This window comes from Serratia sp. CY32780 (assembly GCF_052169135.1).
In the GTDB taxonomy this organism is placed as follows: Bacteria; Pseudomonadota; Gammaproteobacteria; order Enterobacterales; family Enterobacteriaceae; genus Serratia; species Serratia sarumanii.
The window spans coordinates 51444-68740 of record NZ_JBJNLI010000005.1 but is presented as its reverse complement, the minus strand read 5'-3'; the positions used below and the strand labels follow the sequence as shown (position 1 = coordinate 68740).

The window sequence follows — 17297 nt, the reverse complement described above, 5'->3', positions numbered from 1 at the left end:
TGATTGGAAGGTGCATTATGATCGATAAAGGGCAAATGCTGAGCCGGCACGATTTTTCAAAGGTCAACTGGGGCATTCTGGCGGCGGCGGCGCTGCTGTTTAGCGCGGGGGCGGCGCTGTTGGTGCTGCCGCTGCTGAGCAGCATTGATGAGAGCGAGGTCATCACGCTATTGCAGGCCGGCGCGGGCACGATTTTACTCGGTTGTACGCTGCTGGCGCTGCGGCATTATCTGCGTCCGACGCTGACCTATCGCCTGTACGAGCACGGCGTGCGGGTCTTTGACGGCCACCATCACAAAGAGCGCTTCATCCCGTTTGAGAAGATCGGCGATATCTATCGCTTTCGCGGCGGCCAGGCTTTTGGCGGGCTGTTTGACGTCACGGCGTTCCGCGCCGGCGTGGATCAGCCCTGGTGTACGGTTTTCAGCAATGTCGCCCATTCGTGGCGGCTGGCAGACGTGATCGTCGACCAACAGCTGCAGCAGCGCGGGCCGCTGGCGCTGAATGCGCTCTATCAAGGGGAGACGGTGTCGTTTCACACCGTTGAGGGCGACGCGCGCTGGCTGTGGCAACTGCTGCTCGGCAAGCGGCAAGGCACGCCGACCGAAACGCTGCGGCTGAGCGCCACCTTGCTGACCACGGAGCGGGGCAACGTGCCGCTCGAGCAGATCCGCGCGGTGGAAAACCATCCGCAGCGCGGCATCCGCTTGCTCGACGGCCAGGGAAATGTGCTGTTCGCGATTAACTACGATTCGCTGCTCAGCGCCGATCTGTTCATCGCGCTGCTGGAGCATATGATCCACAACCGCATCCCCGCCTATCACAACCCGGCGATGACGCGGCCGTCGGTTTAAATCAGCGGGGAATTTTCCGCCTGCATGCGCATCGCGGTAGGCGGCAACCCAATCTGCAGCACCACCGGCTGATAATCGGCCTGCTCGCCCAGACGCCGGGCCAACCGACGCGCCAGCATAAAGGCCGCCGCGCCGCCCAGTACGGCGCCGACGGCCGCCGAGGCGTCGCTGCCGAAACAATATTGCAGCAACGTGCCGCCCAGCATCATGCCCAGCAGCGGCGTCAGGTAAACCAGCATGGCGGAGCGCAGCAGGCTGCCTTCCGCAATGCCGACTTCAACGCGCTGCCCCGGTTCGAGCGGCTGATCGATATGCACCTGCAGCTGATGCTCGGTTTCCGGCACCAGCTCGTTCAGCGCGCGCGCGCCGCAGCCGGAACGCGCGGTGCAGCTGCCGCAGCCGGCCTTGGGTTCACAGCGCAGCAGCGCTACGCCCTGTTGCCACGAAACCACCGTGGCCCACTCTTTCATCATTGCGGCGATACCTTGAAAGAAATGCTGTCGGCGATGCGCTTGGCCGTAGCCGGCGGCAATTCGCCCACGATAGTGATTTCGTTGCCCGCGCGCACTTCGGTCTGAATGGTGCGGCGCCCCTGACGGTAGTATTGCTGCCCGGCTCCGCTGCCCGCCGGGCTGACGTTGACCGAGAAGCTGAACAGGCCGTCGCTGTAGAGCCGGGATTCAACCGGCACGGCGACGTTCGGCAATTTTCGGCGATTGCGCGCCACCTCGTCCACCCCGGCCGGCAGCCAGCCGGTGCTCCAGCTGAGCTTGACGTTTTCTACCGCCGGCAGCGACAGCAGCGGCGGCAGGTTGGCTTTGAGCAGCCCCTGCATCGCGCCCTGCACGTCGGCGCCGACCGCGAAGGAGATCACCCGATATTGCTCCAGCGTTTCGCCGTCGCGATCGAGCAGATCCACCCGCAGCGGCAGCTTGGTGTCCTCGTCCATCCAGACGATATAGCTGTAGCGGGAACCGTCGCGCGCCACCACGCGCAGCACTTCACACGGCCGATCGGCGATGCGGGTGCTGCCCACGGAGATAAAGTCGTAGTACTTGGCCAGGCGGGTGAAATCGGCATAGACGATCGCCGGCAACGCATCGACGATGTGATCGCCGGTGAGCGTGAACGGCTCCAGGCCAGGCTCGAAGTAGCTGATCCCGCCGCCGCGCTGCAACACTTCGCGGCGCGGGCCGTCCATATGCAGCAGCTGGCCGAGCGGCACGTTGCCGATCACCGCATGGCGATAGCGCAACGACTCGATTCCCTGCTTGCTGATGCTGATGTAGGCGAGCTCGTAATTGAGAGAACGGCTGGCGCTGCTCATCTGTTGCAATAACGCCCCGGACGCAGTTGGCTGCGCCGGGGCGATGCTGGAATAGAGCAGGCTGCCCGTCAATAAACAAACGGAGAACCAGATTTGCTTCATTACTGCTGTTGCATTCCTAAAGACTGAGTTCCGGGAACCTGAATGGCGGCCTGTTGCGGGTTGCCTTGCTCAAGCTGCAGCTGATCCGAATGCAGGCGACGTTGCAGTTCATAGTCCTGCAGCATGGCGTTGATGCGCTTGCGCTGTTCCTGCACCTGCTGCTGTTGGCCGCTGCCGGTGGAGAAACTGTCGGCCGGGACGCCCAGGCTGACCGGCGAGGCCTGGCCCATGATCGGCAGCGTGGTGAAGGCCGGCGATTCGGACGCGTTCGATGGCGCAGAAGGCTGGTTGTACTGCTGCACGCCGACGATCACCGCCAGCGACACGCAGGCCGCCATACCGATTTGCGTAATCTGGCTCGCCCAGGGACGCACTTTGTCCCAGAACGGCATTTTCTGCCAGGTGTGAGGCTGCGGCTGAGATTCCTGAACGGCGGAAGGCACCAGCCGGGCGGGTTCTTTCTCAAGTGCAGCGGCTACGCGATCGGCGATGTCGAGATGCATCACTTGCCCGACATCACCTCGCAGTGTGTCACGTATCAGGTGATAGCTCTGCCAGCTTTGTTGAAGCGTTCGATCTTGCGACAGAGAACTCAACAGCTCGCTGTCGAACGATTCACCATCCATCAGAGCGGAAAGCTTTTCTTTCTGCATGCCTAAGTACCCTTCCTGTGCCCGCCATTGCTAACGCTGGATCAGCGGTTGAACTTTATTATCGATAGCTTCCCGGGCGCGGAAAATACGCGAACGTACGGTTCCGACCGGGCAATCCATGATGGCGGCTATCTCTTCGTAGCTTAGACCATCCAACTCCCGCAGGGTAATCGCCATGCGAAGATCCTCAGGGAGCGACTCAATGGTACGGAAAACTATCTGTCTCAGCTCTTCTGACAACATTAAGTTCTCAGGGTTCGAAATTTCTTTCAGTGCGCCCGCACTTTCGTAATTTTCCGCATCGTTGGCGTCCACATCACTGGATGGCGGACGGCGCCCCTGAGCAACCAGATAATTCTTTGCCGTGTTCACGGCGATTCGATACAACCAGGTATAAAAAGCGCTGTCGCCACGGAACGATTCCAGTGCGCGATAGGCCTTGATAAACGACTCCTGCACCACATCGGGCACATCGCCCTGCGGCACATAGCGGGAAACGAGACTCGCCACCTTATGCTGATAGCGCACTACCAGTAGGTTAAACGATTTCTGATCGCCCTTTTGGACCCGCTCGACCAGAACTTGATCCGTTAACTGCTCGCTCATCCGAGGTAAACTCTCCCCAAATCCGTCTCCACGCGTAAAATTGTACTGCCAGCCATACATTATTTTCCTGAGCAAGCACTCGCTTGGAGTTCATATAGAACACGAAGTTCCATATCGCCATTGTTTTTTCTGTTGATGTCACCCTATCCGTGGCTTTTGCCCGGACAGTTAGGCTAACATGAAATTCACTCTTCTTCTGCACACATCATACGTTATGCAACCATCATCTGAACATGTAAGCGATGTACTGATCGTCGGCAGCGGCGCTGCGGGCCTGTCACTGGCGCTGCGCCTGGCACAGCATTGCAAGGTTACCGTTCTCAGCAAGGGGCCGCTCAGCGAGGGGGCCACCTTTTACGCCCAGGGCGGGATCGCCGCGGTGTTCGATGAGACGGACAGCATTGCCTCACACGTTGATGACACTTTGATTGCCGGCGCCGGCCTGTGCGACAAAGAGGCCGTCGAATTCATCGCCGGCAACGCGCGCCACTGCGTGCAGTGGCTGATCGATCAGGGCGTGCTGTTCGATACCGAGGTCAACGCGCAGGGCGAGGAGCATTATCACCTCACGCGCGAAGGCGGCCACAGCCATCGCCGCATCCTGCACGCCGCGGACGCGACCGGTAAGGAAGTAGAGACCACGCTGGTGGGGAAAGCAAGCGCTCACCCCAATATTTGCGTGATGGAGCGCCGCAACGCGGTTGACCTCATCACCTCGAACAAAATCGGCCTGCCGGGCACGCGCCGAGTGGTGGGCGCGTACGTCTGGAACCGCGAGCTGGAGCGGGTGGAAACCTACCGCGCCAAAACGGTGGTGCTGGCGACCGGCGGCGCGGCCAAGGTATACCAATACACCACCAACCCGGACATCTCCTCCGGCGACGGCATCGCCATGGCCTGGCGCGCCGGCTGCCGGGTCGCCAACCTGGAGTTCAACCAGTTCCACCCGACCTGCCTGTTCCATCCGCAGGCGCGCAACTTCCTGCTGACCGAAGCGCTGCGCGGCGAAGGGGCTTACCTGAAGCGCCCGGACGGCAGCCGCTTTATGCCGGATTTCGACCCGCGCGGCGAACTGGCCCCACGCGATATCGTCGCCCGCGCCATCGACCATGAAATGAAGCGCCTGGGCGCCGACTGCATGTACCTGGACATCAGCCACAAGCCGGCGGAGTTCATCACCCAGCACTTCCCGATGATCCACGAGAAGCTGCTGACGCTGGGCTTCGATCTGACCCGGCAGCCGATCCCGATCGTCCCGGCGGCTCACTACACCTGCGGCGGCGTGATGGTCGATCAGCACGGCCGCACCGATCTCGACGGGCTGTACGCCATCGGCGAGGTCAGCTATACCGGCCTGCACGGCGCCAACCGCATGGCGTCGAACTCGCTGCTGGAGTGCCTGGTGTACGGTTGGTCGGCGGCGGAAGACATTCTGCAGCGCCTGCCGTTCATCCAGCAGGCCAAACAGCTGCCGCACTGGGATGAAAGTCGGGTGGACGATGCGGACGAACGGGTGGTGATTCAGCACAACTGGCACGAGCTGCGGCTGTTCATGTGGGATTACGTCGGCATCGTGCGCACCACCAAGCGGTTGGAGCGCGCCCTGCGCCGCATCAACACCCTGCAGGCGGAAATCGACGAGTACTACGCTCACTTCCGCATCTCCAACAACCTGCTGGAGCTGCGCAATCTGGTGCAGGTGGCAGAGCTTATCGTGCGCAGCGCCATGGCGCGCAAAGAGAGCCGCGGCCTGCACTACACGCTGGACTACCCGGATCTGCTGCCGGAAGCGCTGCCGACCATTTTGCAGCCTTAAACGCTGCGACAGGGCGCCTAATCGGCGCCCTTTTCTTTTCAGTAGAAAAGATAGAAGTCAGCGATCAAATGGCGGAAATCGTCGGTGTAGCTGCCGTCGGCCTGCTTGATCGCCAGCGCCTGCTCCCGCAGCGGCGTTTCCCGCCGCGTCAGCGCCAGCAGCACCCGGTGCAGCGGCGTATCGGCCCGATCGCTGACGTTCACTTTCGCCGCCGTGTGCCAGCCGCTTTGCTGCGCCAGGCGTTCGAATTCGGCGCCGATATCGTGCGGCAGCACCACGCAGAACGTCCCCTGCGCCGCCAGCAGCTGTGCCGCACAGGCCAACAGCGCCTCGTGCGTCAGGGTTTCGGTGTAGCGCGCGTTGTGGCGCGCCTGGTCGCGGCAGGCCACCGCCGGCTCGAAATACGGCGGATTGCTGACGATCAGATCATACTCAGCGGCATGCCGCTGCGCATAATGGTGAATATCCTGCGCATGCACGCGGATGCGCTGTGGCCACGGCGATGCCGCCGCGTTTTCGCGCGCCTGGCCGGCGGCGGCTTCGTCCAGCTCCACCGCGTCAATGGTCACTTCGTCGCCGCTGCGCTGCGCCAGCATCAGCGCGATCAGCCCGCTGCCGCTGCCGATGTCCAGCACCCGGCGCGCCTGCCCCAGCGGCGCCCAGGCGCCGAGCAGCACCCCGTCGGTGCCCACTTTCATGGCACAACGATCGTGGGCGACAAAGAATTGTTTAAAGGTAAAACCCCCGCGGCGCGGGGTAAAATCGGCTTTCGATCGCTTGCTCACACTCACCACCTGGCTATAAAACTGGCGTAGCATAAGGCAATCTGATCGGCGGGAAAAGAGCGGCTTTCCGCTTAAATAGGTGAAGATCGCGGCCAACCCGTCTATAATCGGCGCCCCAAGTAGAGGTAGACCATGACAGCAACCACTTTTTCCGAACTCGAACTCGATGATCGCCTGATCGACGCGCTGCGCGACAAAGGCTACGATCGCCCCACCGCCATTCAGGCCGCTGCGATCCCGCCGGCGATGGACGGGCGCGACGTCTTAGGTTCGGCTCCGACCGGCACCGGCAAAACCGCCGCCTTCCTGCTGCCCGTTTTGCAGCACCTGCTGGACTTCCCGCGCAAAAAATCCGGCCCGCCGCGCGTGCTGATCCTGACGCCAACGCGTGAACTGGCGATGCAGGTCGCCGATCAGGCGCGTGAATTGGCTGCTCATACCTCGCTGGATATCGCCACCATCACCGGCGGCGTCGCTTACATGAACCACGCGGAAGTGTTCAGCGAAAACCAGGACGTGGTGGTCGCCACCACCGGCCGTTTGCTGCAATACATTAAAGAAGAGAACTTCGACTGCCGCGCGGTGGAAACCCTGATCCTCGACGAAGCCGACCGCATGCTCGACATGGGCTTCGCGCAGGACATCGAAACCATCTCCGCCGAAACCCGCTGGCGCAACCAGACGCTGCTGTTCTCCGCCACGCTGGAAGGCGAAGCAATTCGCGAATTCGCCGAGCGCATTCTGAAAGAGCCGGTGGAAGTGGAGGCCGATCCGTCGCGCCGCGAACGCAAAAAGATCCTGCAGTGGTACTACCGCGCCGATGACGTGCAGCACAAAACCGCGCTGCTGATCCACCTGCTGAAGCAGCCGGACGTGCAGAAATCGGTGATCTTCGTGCGCAAACGCGAGCGCGTGCACGAGCTGGCCACCTGGCTGCGCGAAGCGGGCATCAACACCTGCTATCTCGAAGGCGAAATGGTGCAGGCCAAACGCAACGAAGCGGTCAAACGCATGATGGATGGCCGGGTTAACGTGCTGGTGGCCACCGACGTTGCCGCGCGCGGTCTGGATATCCTCGATATCACCCACGTGTTCAACTTCGACATGCCGCGCACGGCGGACACCTACCTACACCGCATCGGCCGTACCGGCCGCGCCGGGCGCAAAGGCACCGCCATTTCGCTGGTGGAAGCGCACGACCATCTGCTGCTGGGCAAAGTGGGCCGTTACCTGAACGAGCCGCTGAAAGCGCGCGTGATCGACGAACTGCGGCCAAAAACCAAGGTGCCGAACGAGAAGAGCAACGGCAAGCCATCGAAGAAAGTGCTGGCCAAACGCGCGGAAGATAAAGCGAGGAACAAAGAAAAGGCCAAGGTAAAAGTGCGCCATCGCGACGCCAAAAACGTCGGCAAACGCCGTCAGGCGAAGGCCAAACCGGCCGGCGACGCGTAATAACCATCGCTGCCTAAGAAAAAACCGCCTGTACAGGCGGTTTTTTTATGGGCGTTTACGGCTGCGCGTAGTGCGTGCCCAAGCGGTGCCCCTGCAGCCATTTGTCCAGTTCGCGGAACTGCGCCTTCAGCTCGTCATTCTGCAAATGCGCCGGCGTTTGCGAGAAATAAAACTGGAACGCAACGCCCTGCTGGTTGCGCGCCCGGGCATCGGCCCCGGCCTGCAGCAGCAGCAGCGCCAGGTGCGGTGCGTTAATCTTCGCCGCCAGATGCAGCGGGGTATCCCCCAGCCGATCGCTCAAGGTGGTGTCCGCCCCGGCCGCCAGCAACAGCCGCAGCTGCTCTTCGCGCCCGGCCAGCACCGCCGCCGCGAGCGGCGTGGCGCCGGTAACGGCATTGCGCACGTTCACCGGTGCCCCTTCGGTCAGCAGCAACCGCAGGTACTGCGCGTCTTGCAACATCGCCGCGGTGTGCAGCGCGCTGTTGCCGTCCAGCCCCGCCGCCGCCGGGTCGGCGCCGAGATCCAGCAACGCCTGCACGCTATCCGGCTGCTGCGAAAGCACCGCCCACTGCAACAGCGTGACCTGCCGATCGCCCCGCTCGCGCAAACGATCCTGCGTGGCCTGCGCACGGATGCCCTGCGTATCGCCGCGCGCCACCGCCTGAGCCAGCGCCAGATTGCTGTGGCCGTCAAACGGCGAAATCTCCTGCCCCATCTGTTGCTCCTTAGCCATCATCAGTAAACCGGTCACCGCGACCAGCGCCAGTAAGGCTATCGCCAGCGCCCACCGCAAGCGACGCCCTTCAGGCATTGGCCTTCGCCTCCCACGGCTTTTGTTCCGCCATCGAGCTTATCACCTTGTCGATGCCGTGCGCCGTCAGGCTGCGATCCAGATGCTTGCTCGGCCGCCAGTCATCGATGCCGGTCAGGGTATCGTTGTTGGCCAGGGTGATGTTGTGGCCGATGGCGTCCGGGATCAGCGAGGTCGATTCTTGGGTGCTGGTCAGCATGTCATATTGCTCGCTGTAGCGGCGAATGCTGCCGGCTTCGGCATCTTTCTTCGCCGCCGTCGGATCGATGCCCAGGCGATTCAGGGTGTAATCCGAGACCCCGGCCGCGTTGAAGGTGACCGCGACGGTGCCGGTCGCCAGCGCCGCCGTGGCCGCCAGACCACCGCCGAGCGAATGGCCGGCGATCACCAGCGCATCGCCGAAGGCCGCCTTGGCGCTTTTGGCGGCGGCAACCGCCTGATTGTACTGCACATCGTCATAGCCCGTCGCCTGCCGCACGTTGCTCAGCCAGTCGCGCCAGTCGTTGGTGCCGGCGAACGCCAACACATACTGCTTGTCGTTGCTGTAAATCCCGGCCTGGAAACCGCTGCCCGCGTCGTGCAGGCTGGCGGGATCGATGCCAAAACCGAGCAGCGCGCTGTCGCTCAGGCGGTTGAACCCGGCGGCACCCTGGCCATTGAGTGAATAAACGTCCTTGGCCAACAGCGCCAACGCATAATCCCCCTCCTGCGATTGCTGCCCCCGCGTCACGCCCGGCGCTGCCGCCGCCGTCGGCGCCGCCGCTGAGATATCGCCGACCAGCGTATTCAACAGATTCTGCGCATTGAGCGTGTTCTGAGAGGGAGAGGCCACCGGCGCCGGATTTGCCGGCGTTGCCGCGGGCAGCGCCGCCGTCGCCGTCTCGGCAGCGGCGCGAGGTGTAGGGATCGCGGCCACCGGGGATACTGCAGAGGTAAAACTTAAAGGCATACTCATGCCGACTCCTTGTCGATAGACTTTTTATTGAGCACCTGAATAGGTGCTGATTTAGCTATCGGCAGGTCGGATGAGTTCTGTATTAGAAATGCTTATCTTTGTGCAGAATGTGATCCGCGTTCGATTTTCGGCCGTCAAACGCAGAAAAGGGAGCCGAAGCTCCCTGATTGACTGCGCCGCAAATTACAGGCTTTCGGTAAAGGTGCGGGCGATAACGTCTCGCTGCTGTTCCGGCGTCAGGGAGTTGAAGCGCACCGCATAGCCGGACACGCGGATGGTCAGCTGCGGGTATTTTTCCGGGTGCTTGACCGCGTCTTCCAGGGTTTCGCGACGCAGCACGTTGACGTTCAGGTGCTGGCCGCCTTCCACGCGCACGGTCGGCTGCATTTCCAGCGGCACTTCACGGTATTCGATCTGGCCCAGGTCGCTCACCGCGACAACCTGATCTTCCGCGTAGTTGGCCTTGGCGCACACGCAGCGAGCTTCCGCTTTTTCATCGTCCAGCAGCCAGAAAGAATTCACCAGCGCCTGGTCGTTCGCTTTGGTAATTTGAATACCGGTAATCATTATGTTGCCTCCGTACAAGGGCGTAAAAATTCACGTCGTGAGAAAACCCAATTCTGGTTTCGGCCATTTGGTAAAACCATTGTTGTCTTGTTGTTCTGTATACCAGCCTGACCAAGCCAGTTCCTTGATTAAAGTCAATTTTTACCGGGTAGGCACAAGGCGTGAAGGGGCAAATTTATGTTTTATATCAATTTTCCCACTGCGGCAAAAACCAATTATTTTTGTAAATTTTCAAAATTAATTGCATAAGACGCAGCGGCAAGAAATGAAAAGCGGGTTTCGCTGCGCGAGCCGACACGGTAAGCTATAGCCCATGAATTGCTAAAGAAAACAAAGGAGAGCGTTTATGGCCACCTCCCTCACCTGGCATGACGTGATCGGCAAAGAGAAAGAGCAGCCCTATTTTGTTGAAACGCTCGCCTTTGTTGCCGCTGAACGCCAGGCCGGTAAGACCATTTATCCACCGCAGAAGGACGTGTTCAACGCTTTCCGCTATACCGAGCTGGCGGACGTCAAAGTCGTCATCCTCGGCCAAGATCCCTACCACGGCCCCAATCAGGCGCACGGCCTCTCTTTCTCGGTGCGCCCCGGCGTGCCGGCGCCGCCGTCGCTGGTGAACATGTATAAAGAGCTGGCGACCGACATTCCCGGCTTCGAACGCCCGGATCACGGCTACCTGCAAAGCTGGGCCGAACAGGGGGTGCTGCTGCTCAACACCGTGCTGACGGTGGAAGGCGGCCGCGCGCACTCGCACGCCAACCTGGGCTGGGAAACCTTTACGGTCAAAGTGATCGCCGCCCTGAACGAGAACCGTGAAGGCGTGGTGTTCCTGCTGTGGGGCTCGCACGCGCAGAAGAAAGGCAACTTTATCGACCGCAACCGCCACCATGTGCTGAAGGCGCCGCACCCGTCGCCGCTCTCCGCCCACCGCGGCTTCCTCGGCTGCCGCCACTTCTCGCAGGCCAATCAGCTGCTGGAGCAACAAGGGCTCACGCCGATCGACTGGATGCCGCGCCTGCCGCAGGCGTAGTCCAGAGACAAAAAAGGCACCCTCGGGTGCCTTTCTTTATGCCGTTGCCGGGGCGATTACGCCTTGGCTTTGGAGACCGCAACCATCGCAGGGCGCAGCAGGCGGCCGTTCAGCGTATAGCCTTTCTGCATCACCATCATCACGTGGTTCGGCTGATGATCGGCGGATTCCATCATGCTCATCGCCTGATGCACTTCCGGGTTGAACGGCACGTTGACGTCGCCGACGATCTCGATGCCGTATTTGCGCACCACGTCCAGCAGCGATTTCAGCGTCAGCTCGATGCCTTCGATCATCGCGGCCAGTTCCGGATTGTTTTTATCCGCCAGATCCAGCGCGCGCTCCAGGTTGTCGATCACCGGCAGCAGATCGCCGGAGAATTTCTCCAGGGCGAACTTGTGCGCTTTCTCGACGTCCAGTTCGGCGCGGCGGCGGATGTTCTCCGCTTCGGCTTTGGCGCGCAGCAGGCTGTCGCGCTCGTGCTGCTGAGCTTCCGCCAGTTGGGCTTCCAGTTCGGCGATACGCGCATCGCGCAGATCGACGCCTTCCGCCGCTTCCGGCAGCGTATCCTCGTGGTGAGCGTGTTGTTCCATTTCTTCCGAGACTTGCTCGTTTGGCGTCTTCTGTTCTTTACTACTCATGAATATCTCCGCGTTTTAGCATTAATCTCGCAACTTGGCTTATTATGGGGATCAAAACCGGGGTTTCAAGTCAACCGGTCACAATGTGGGGCATAAACGGCTCCCGGTGAGGAAAATCACAACAAATGAATAAAAAATTCGCCTGTATTGGCATTGTTGGCCACCCGCGTCACCCTTCAGCGCTGGCAACCCACGAGATGCTGTTCCACTGGCTGGTCGCCCGCGGCTATTCGGTGATGGTCGAACGCCAGATCGCCCATGATTTAGGGCTGAAAGACGCCGTGACCGGCAGCCTGGCGGATATCGGCCAGCGCGCCGACCTGGCGGTGGTGGTCGGCGGCGACGGCAACATGCTCGGCGCCGCGCGCGTGCTGGCGCGCTACGACATCAAGGTGATCGGGGTCAACCGCGGCAACCTCGGCTTCCTCACCGATCTCGATCCCGACAACGCCCTGCAGCAGCTGGCGGACGTGCTGGAAGGCGAGTACATCGACGAACAGCGTTTCCTGCTGGAAACCATCGTGCATAAAGAGCACCAGCAGTGCCGCATCAGCACCGCCATCAACGAAGTGGTGCTACACCCCGGCAAAGTGGCGCACATGATCGAATTCGAGGTGTACATCGACGATCGCTTCGCCTTCTCGCAGCGTTCCGACGGCCTGATCATCGCCACGCCGACCGGCTCCACCGCCTACTCGCTCTCCGCCGGCGGGCCGATCCTCACCCCGTCGCTGGAAGCGATCGCGCTGGTGCCGATGTTCCCGCATACCCTCTCCGCCCGGCCGCTGGTGATCAACGGCGACAGCACCATCCGCCTGAAGTTTTCGCAGATCGGCAGCGATCTGGAGATCAGCTGCGACAGCCAGATCGCGCTACCGATCCAGGAAGGCGAAGAAGTGCTGATCCGCCGCAGCGATTTCCACCTGAACCTGATTCACCCAAAGGACTACAGCTATTTCAACACGTTAAGCACCAAACTGGGCTGGTCGAAAAAATTGTTCTAAAATCTGCGCCGGCCACTTTACTGTATATAAAACCAGTTTATACTGTATGAAACTACAGTTATGTGTTTATACACAGGAAGGTTCCCATGCTGGCGCAATTAACCATCAGCAACTTTGCTATCGTTCGTGAGTTGGAAATCGATTTTCAACCGGGTATGACGGCGATCACCGGTGAAACCGGCGCCGGCAAATCCATCGCCATCGATGCGCTGGGGCTGTGCCTCGGCAACCGCGCCGACGGCAACGTGGTGCGCCTGGGAGCCGCCCGCGCCGACATCTGCGCCCGCTTCTCGCTGGCGGACACCCCGTCCGCGCGCGAATGGCTGGAACAGAACCAGCTGGACGACAGCAACGAATGCCTGCTGCGCCGGGTGATCAACGCCGACGGCCGTTCGCGCGGCTTTATCAACGGCACCGCCGTGCCGCTGTCGCAGCTGCGCGAGCTGGGGCAACGCCTGATCCAAATCCACGGTCAACACGCCCATCAGCTGCTGCTCAAGCCGGAGCACCAAAAAGCGCTGCTCGACGCCTACGCCGACGAACCCGCCCTGCTGGCGGCGATGAGCCAGGCCTACCAACGCTGGCACCAGAGCTGCCGCGAGCTGGCGCACCATCAGCAGCAGTCCATCGAGCGCGAAGCGCGCAAGCAGCTGCTGCAATACCAATTGAAAGAGCTGAACGAATTCGCGCCGCAGGCCGGCGAGTTCGAACAGACCGACGCCGAGTACAAGCGCCTGGCCAACAGCGGCCAGCTGCTGACCCTCAGCCAGCAGACGCTGCAGCTGCTGGCCGACAGCGACGAGAACAACATGCTCAGCCAGCTATACAGCGCCAAGCACCTGCTGCTCGAGCTGGCCGGGCTGGACGACAAGCTCAGCGGCCTGCTGGACATGCTGGAAGAGGCTTCTATCCAGATCAGCGAAGCCAGCGACGAACTGCGCCACTACGCCGATCGCATGGATCTCGATCCCAACCGCCTGCACGAGCTGGAACAGCGCCTGTCACGCCAAATCAGCCTGGCGCGCAAACACCAGGTCGCGCCGGAAGAGCTGCCGCAGCTGCATCAGCAGTTGCTGGATGAACAGCAGCTGCTTTCACAGCAGGAAAGCGACCATGAGCACCTGAACGAGGCGGTCACCCTGCATCACCAGCAGGCGCTGGCGCTGGCGGAGCAGCTGCATCAGAAACGCCTGCATTACGCCGCCGAGCTGACCACGCTCATTACCGACAGCATGCATGCGCTCTCCATGCCGCACGGCAAGTTCAACATCGATGTGCGTTTCGAGCCGCAGCATCTGAGCGCCGAAGGGGCCAGCCGCACCGAGTTCTGCGTCTCCACCAACCCGGGGCAACCGCTGCAGCCGCTGGCGAAGGTCGCCTCCGGCGGTGAGCTGTCGCGCATCGCGCTGGCCATTCAGGTGATCACCGCCCGCAAGATGGAAACCCCGGCGCTGATCTTCGATGAGGTGGACGTGGGTATCAGCGGCCCGACCGCCGCCATCGTCGGCCGCCTGCTGCGCCAGCTCGGCGAATCCACCCAGGTGATGTGCGTGACCCACCTGCCGCAGGTGGCCGGATGCGGGCATCAACACCTGTTCGTCAGCAAGCAGACCGACGGCACGGTCACCGAAACCCAGATGGCGCCGCTGGATAAACGCGCCCGGCTGCAGGAGCTGGCGCGCCTGCTTGGCGGCAGTGAAGTCACCCGCAATACGTTGGCGAACGCCAAAGAACTGCTGGCGGCATAAAAAAGCTCAACTTTTTCACTTTCCTGCGGTCTGACAGTGACGCTGTTGACCCGAAAGATATCTAAAGTGCGGCGCGGCGGCGATCCTAAGCCTCCTCAACGGCCTGAAACAGGCCAAGCGCTTGAGGTGCTGAAAGAAAGCCAACGCGTCGCAACTTGAAAGATGAAGGGTATAAAGGTTTCCAACTGCCGCAAGGTCTATTATCATCGGCATCCTATGCCCTAAAGGAATGTGATTACTATGCGCTGTAAAACGCTGACTGCCGCCGCTGTAGTTCTTGTGATGCTGACTGCAGGCTGTTCTACTTTTGAAAAGGTGGTTTATCGTCCTGACATCAACCAGGGGAACTACCTGACGTCGACCGACGTGGCGAAAATTCAGAAAGGGATGACCCAGCAACAGGTCGCTTACACATTGGGCACCCCAATGCTGCAAGACCCGTTCGGGACTCAGACGTGGTTCTATGTGTTCCGCCAGCAGCCTGGCCATGAAGACATCACCCAGCAGACGCTGACGCTGACCTTCGACAGCGCAGGCGTGTTGACCGACATCCAGAACAAACCGGCGCTGACCAAGTAATCGGCGCCGCCCGCTCTTCCGGCCCATGAGGGGGCATGGTGTTCCTCATGACAGTCGCAGGCTGCAACGCGGAAAAGAAAATCAGTTTCAGATAAAAAATAAGGCGCTTATAGCGCCTTATTTTTTTGCCTTTTCTGCCCGTTGCCGGCGCAGCTCTTTCGGATCGGCTATCAGCGGCCGGTAGATCTCCACCCGGTCGCCGTCGTTCAGCGTATCGCCCAGCTTGGCCGGGCGGCTGTAGATGCCGATTTTGTTGCTCTTGAGATCGATATCCTGGCGCAGCTCCAGCAGGCCCGAAACCTGGATCGCCTGCTCAACGCTGCTGCCCTCGGCCAGCTTCACCTTGCGCAGGTACTGGCGCTCCGGCAAGGCGTACACCACCTCGACCTGGATGTCAGACACTGTAGACCTCTTTCGCCCGCTGGGTGAATGCCTGCACCATGTTGCCCGCCAGCTCCTTGAACACTTTGCCGAACGCCAGCTCAATCAGTTTGTTGGTGAACTCGAAGTCCAGGTGCAGCTCCACCTTGCAGGCCTCTTCGCTCAGCGGCGTGAACTGCCAACCGCCCATCAGCTTGCGGAACGGGCCATCGACCAGCTGCATATTGATGCTCTGGTTATCCAGCAGCGTATTGCGCGTGGTGAAGGTCTTGCTGATACCGGCCTTGGCGACGTCCACCGCGGCGGTCATTTCGTTGGAGGTAGCGTTAAGCACCCGGCTGCCGGTGCAGCCAGGCAGAAAATCGGGATAAGAGTGAACATCGTTAACCAACTGATACATCTGCTCGGCGCTGAACGGCACTAATGCAGACCGACTGATCTGGGGCATATCATTTCCTGTGAGACATAAAACGTACAGATAATACCATTTATCTGGCGGCAAACAAAAAATCTGCTAAGGGATGAGGGCGCCAAAAATGCGAAAAATTGCGCAGGTGCTGAACGGGAAAGGATTTCTTTCGCTGAAGCATCCAGTATAATGAACGCACTATGACAAAGAAAAAAGCACACAAACCCGGTTCCGCCACCATTGCTCAAAACAAGCGCGCGCGTTTCGAATACTTCATTGAAGAAGAGTTCGAGGCGGGCCTGTCGCTGCAAGGGTGGGAAGTTAAATCGCTGCGTGCAGGCAAAGCCAACCTCAGCGACAGCTACGTGACGTTCCGTGACGGTGAAGCCTATCTGTTTGGCGCCACCATCACCCCGCTCAACGTGGCTTCGTCGCATGTGGTGTGCGATCCGACGCGTACCCGTAAACTGCTGCTGAAACGACGCGAGCTGGATACCCTGCTCGGCCGCGTCAACCGCGATGGCTACACCGTGGTGGCCTTGTCCCTGTATTGGAAAAATGCCTGGAGCAAGATCAAGATCGGCGTAGCCAAAGGCAAGAAAGAGCACGACAAACGCGATGACATCAAAGATCGCGAATGGCAGACGGCGAAAGCCCGTATCATGAAGCACGCCAATCGTTAAGCCGCTGGCTTATCGAAGTAAACTTCTGGTATACTGCACAAAGTTACTTGGGGCTGATTCTGGATTCGACGGGATTTGCGAAGCCCTAGGAGCATGCCGAGGGGCGGTTGGCCTCGTAAAAAGCCGCAAAAAAATAGTCGCAAACGACGAAAACTACGCTTTAGCAGCTTAATACCCTGCTTAGAGCCCTCTCTCCCTAGCCTCCGCTCTTAGGACGGGGATCAAGAGAGGTCAAACCCAAAAGAGATCGCGTGGATGTCCTGCCTGGGGCTGAAGCGTTAAACTCAATCAGGCTAGTCTGTCAGTAGCGTGTCCATCCGCAGCTGGCCGGCGAATGTAAAGATTGGACTAAGCATGTAGTGCCGACGGTGTAGTAATTTCGGACGCGGGTTCAACTCCCGCCAGCTCCACCAAATACGTCGCCAGTGAACCAGATAGACCCGGCGATAATAGCGAAAAAGCCCGCAACTTCGGTTGCGGGCTTTTTTGTTTTTGCAAAAATCAATAATACCAAGCTAAATTGACCTGCCCCATTGATTAATACACCATGATGTTAGTCATGTCTTCATGAGCCACATGAGGACATCCCCATGAAGAAGCGTTTTTCCGACGAACAAATCATCAGTATTCTCCGCGATGCCGAGCAGCACTGTCTTCATCCCATCGTACTCCTATGTTTTGTCATCATTTCTGATTACTTAGTGAACACGCCCCTTGAACTGTAACATCGATTTTTGTGTTCATGGTGAAGTTGGCGGTTATTTGGAGGCCTAACACGCTCGTTGGCGGCCCGCTAACACCACGCGACTGACGATTCTGATCTGTTGACGTTCTCTTGCAGCTCAGCTGCCGCCTCCATGCGCTGACATGCATACAGTGGCGATGTTGTGGGAG

General features: G+C 60.1%; 19 protein-coding genes and 1 other RNA gene. 9 read left to right on the top strand and 11 right to left on the bottom strand.

Annotated elements, in window-relative coordinates; translation table 11 throughout:
• The first annotated feature begins 17 nt into the window (after nucleotides 1-17).
• The gene (locus ACJ8HH_RS19460) at nucleotides 18-854 is read left to right on the top strand and encodes a hypothetical protein (RefSeq protein WP_039568573.1); all 837 of its coding nucleotides are present in this window, start codon (nucleotides 18-20) and stop codon (nucleotides 852-854) included.
• Here ACJ8HH_RS19460 and rseC read toward each other — a convergent pair.
• Genes rseC through rpoE form a run of 4 tightly spaced genes read right to left on the bottom strand, consistent with a single transcriptional unit; the run spans nucleotide 851 to nucleotide 3542 of the window.
• Entirely contained in the window at nucleotides 851-1327 is a 477-nt protein-coding gene (gene rseC / locus ACJ8HH_RS19455; protein ID WP_033635627.1) for a SoxR-reducing system protein RseC, read from the bottom strand. The two genes, ACJ8HH_RS19460 and rseC, sit on opposite strands and share 4 nt — an antisense overlap.
• Nucleotides 1324-2283 carry a sigma-E factor regulatory protein RseB gene (rseB, locus tag ACJ8HH_RS19450; RefSeq protein WP_033635628.1) on the bottom strand — a complete coding sequence of 320 codons (960 nt, stop codon included), beginning with the start codon at nucleotides 2281-2283 and terminating at the stop codon, nucleotides 1324-1326. The genes rseC and rseB overlap by 4 nt, the downstream gene beginning before the upstream one ends.
• Nucleotides 2283-2936, bottom strand: a complete 654-nt coding sequence (rseA, locus tag ACJ8HH_RS19445; RefSeq protein WP_016929795.1) for an anti-sigma-E factor RseA — start codon at nucleotides 2934-2936, stop codon at nucleotides 2283-2285. The genes rseB and rseA overlap by 1 nt, the downstream gene beginning before the upstream one ends.
• A gap of 30 nt (nucleotides 2937-2966) precedes the next feature.
• A complete protein-coding gene (rpoE, locus tag ACJ8HH_RS19440) occupies nucleotides 2967-3542 on the bottom strand; it encodes an RNA polymerase sigma factor RpoE (RefSeq protein ID WP_004929136.1) in 576 nt (191 codons plus the stop codon).
• A 214-nt stretch (nucleotides 3543-3756) separates the two neighbouring features.
• Between rpoE and nadB the strand changes: the two genes are divergently transcribed.
• On the top strand, nucleotides 3757-5358 hold the full coding sequence (gene nadB / locus ACJ8HH_RS19435) for an L-aspartate oxidase (protein WP_170310565.1): 1602 nt from the start codon (nucleotides 3757-3759) through the stop codon (nucleotides 5356-5358).
• Between the two features lie 38 nt (nucleotides 5359-5396).
• On the opposite strand, the gene trmN is transcribed toward nadB, so the two are convergent.
• Nucleotides 5397-6176 carry a tRNA(1)(Val) (adenine(37)-N(6))-methyltransferase TrmN gene (gene trmN / locus ACJ8HH_RS19430; RefSeq protein WP_039568577.1) on the bottom strand — a complete coding sequence of 260 codons (780 nt, stop codon included), beginning with the start codon at nucleotides 6174-6176 and terminating at the stop codon, nucleotides 5397-5399.
• Nucleotides 6177-6275: 99 nt separating this feature from the next.
• Here trmN and srmB point away from each other — a divergent pair, with 99 nt between their 5' ends.
• Nucleotides 6276-7595, top strand: a complete 1320-nt coding sequence (gene srmB / locus ACJ8HH_RS19425) for an ATP-dependent RNA helicase SrmB (protein WP_039568581.1) — start codon at nucleotides 6276-6278, stop codon at nucleotides 7593-7595.
• Nucleotides 7596-7650: 55 nt separating this feature from the next.
• On the opposite strand, the gene ACJ8HH_RS19420 is transcribed toward srmB, so the two are convergent.
• From ACJ8HH_RS19420 to grcA, 3 genes are all read right to left on the bottom strand, one after another.
• Nucleotides 7651-8406, bottom strand: coding sequence for an ankyrin repeat domain-containing protein (locus tag ACJ8HH_RS19420; protein ID WP_060452016.1), 756 nt, complete (start codon nucleotides 8404-8406; stop codon nucleotides 7651-7653).
• Nucleotides 8399-9361 carry a DUF2974 domain-containing protein gene (locus ACJ8HH_RS19415; protein ID WP_049194956.1) on the bottom strand — a complete coding sequence of 321 codons (963 nt, stop codon included), beginning with the start codon at nucleotides 9359-9361 and terminating at the stop codon, nucleotides 8399-8401. The genes ACJ8HH_RS19420 and ACJ8HH_RS19415 overlap by 8 nt, the downstream gene beginning before the upstream one ends.
• A 183-nt stretch (nucleotides 9362-9544) precedes the next feature.
• Nucleotides 9545-9928 (bottom strand): autonomous glycyl radical cofactor GrcA, encoded by a 384-nt coding sequence (gene grcA, locus ACJ8HH_RS19410; RefSeq protein ID WP_004929114.1) that lies wholly within the window; start codon nucleotides 9926-9928, stop codon nucleotides 9545-9547.
• A 346-nt stretch (nucleotides 9929-10274) separates the two neighbouring features.
• Between grcA and ung the strand changes: the two genes are divergently transcribed.
• Nucleotides 10275-10958 (top strand): uracil-DNA glycosylase, encoded by a 684-nt coding sequence (ung, locus tag ACJ8HH_RS19405; RefSeq protein ID WP_060452015.1) that lies wholly within the window; start codon nucleotides 10275-10277, stop codon nucleotides 10956-10958.
• Nucleotides 10959-11014: 56 nt separating this feature from the next.
• Here ung and grpE read toward each other — a convergent pair whose 3' ends face one another.
• Nucleotides 11015-11599 carry a nucleotide exchange factor GrpE gene (gene grpE / locus ACJ8HH_RS19400; protein ID WP_025159545.1) on the bottom strand — a complete coding sequence of 195 codons (585 nt, stop codon included), beginning with the start codon at nucleotides 11597-11599 and terminating at the stop codon, nucleotides 11015-11017.
• Nucleotides 11600-11724: 125 nt separating this feature from the next.
• Here grpE and nadK point away from each other — a divergent pair, with 125 nt between their 5' ends.
• The 3 genes from nadK to bamE all read left to right on the top strand — a co-directional run bounded on the left by nadK (nucleotide 11725) and on the right by bamE (nucleotide 14930).
• Nucleotides 11725-12603 (top strand): NAD(+) kinase, encoded by an 879-nt coding sequence (nadK, locus tag ACJ8HH_RS19395; protein ID WP_019452304.1) that lies wholly within the window; start codon nucleotides 11725-11727, stop codon nucleotides 12601-12603.
• 86 nt (nucleotides 12604-12689) lie between these two features.
• Nucleotides 12690-14351, top strand: coding sequence for a DNA repair protein RecN (recN, locus tag ACJ8HH_RS19390; RefSeq protein ID WP_039568593.1), 1662 nt, complete (start codon nucleotides 12690-12692; stop codon nucleotides 14349-14351).
• Between the two features lie 240 nt (nucleotides 14352-14591).
• Nucleotides 14592-14930: an outer membrane protein assembly factor BamE gene (bamE, locus tag ACJ8HH_RS19385; protein WP_004929101.1), complete on the top strand. Its 339-nt coding sequence runs from the start codon at nucleotides 14592-14594 to the stop codon at nucleotides 14928-14930.
• Nucleotides 14931-15047: 117 nt separating this feature from the next.
• Here the strand turns inward: bamE and ACJ8HH_RS19380 are convergent, their stop codons facing one another.
• Together ACJ8HH_RS19380 and ACJ8HH_RS19375 are read right to left on the bottom strand one after the other, a co-directional pair.
• A complete protein-coding gene (locus ACJ8HH_RS19380; protein WP_060452014.1) occupies nucleotides 15048-15332 on the bottom strand; it encodes an RnfH family protein in 285 nt (94 codons plus the stop codon).
• Nucleotides 15325-15759: a type II toxin-antitoxin system RatA family toxin gene (locus ACJ8HH_RS19375; protein ID WP_033648948.1), complete on the bottom strand. Its 435-nt coding sequence runs from the start codon at nucleotides 15757-15759 to the stop codon at nucleotides 15325-15327. The genes ACJ8HH_RS19380 and ACJ8HH_RS19375 overlap by 8 nt, the downstream gene beginning before the upstream one ends.
• Nucleotides 15760-15920: 161 nt before the next feature.
• Here ACJ8HH_RS19375 and smpB point away from each other — a divergent pair, with 161 nt between their 5' ends.
• Together smpB and ssrA are read left to right on the top strand one after the other, a co-directional pair.
• Entirely contained in the window at nucleotides 15921-16403 is a 483-nt protein-coding gene (smpB, locus tag ACJ8HH_RS19370) for an SsrA-binding protein SmpB (RefSeq protein ID WP_033654311.1), read from the top strand.
• Nucleotides 16404-16452: 49 nt separating this feature from the next.
• Nucleotides 16453-16816: a transfer-messenger RNA gene (gene ssrA, locus ACJ8HH_RS19365) on the top strand.
• Nucleotides 16817-17297 lie beyond the last annotated feature (481 nt).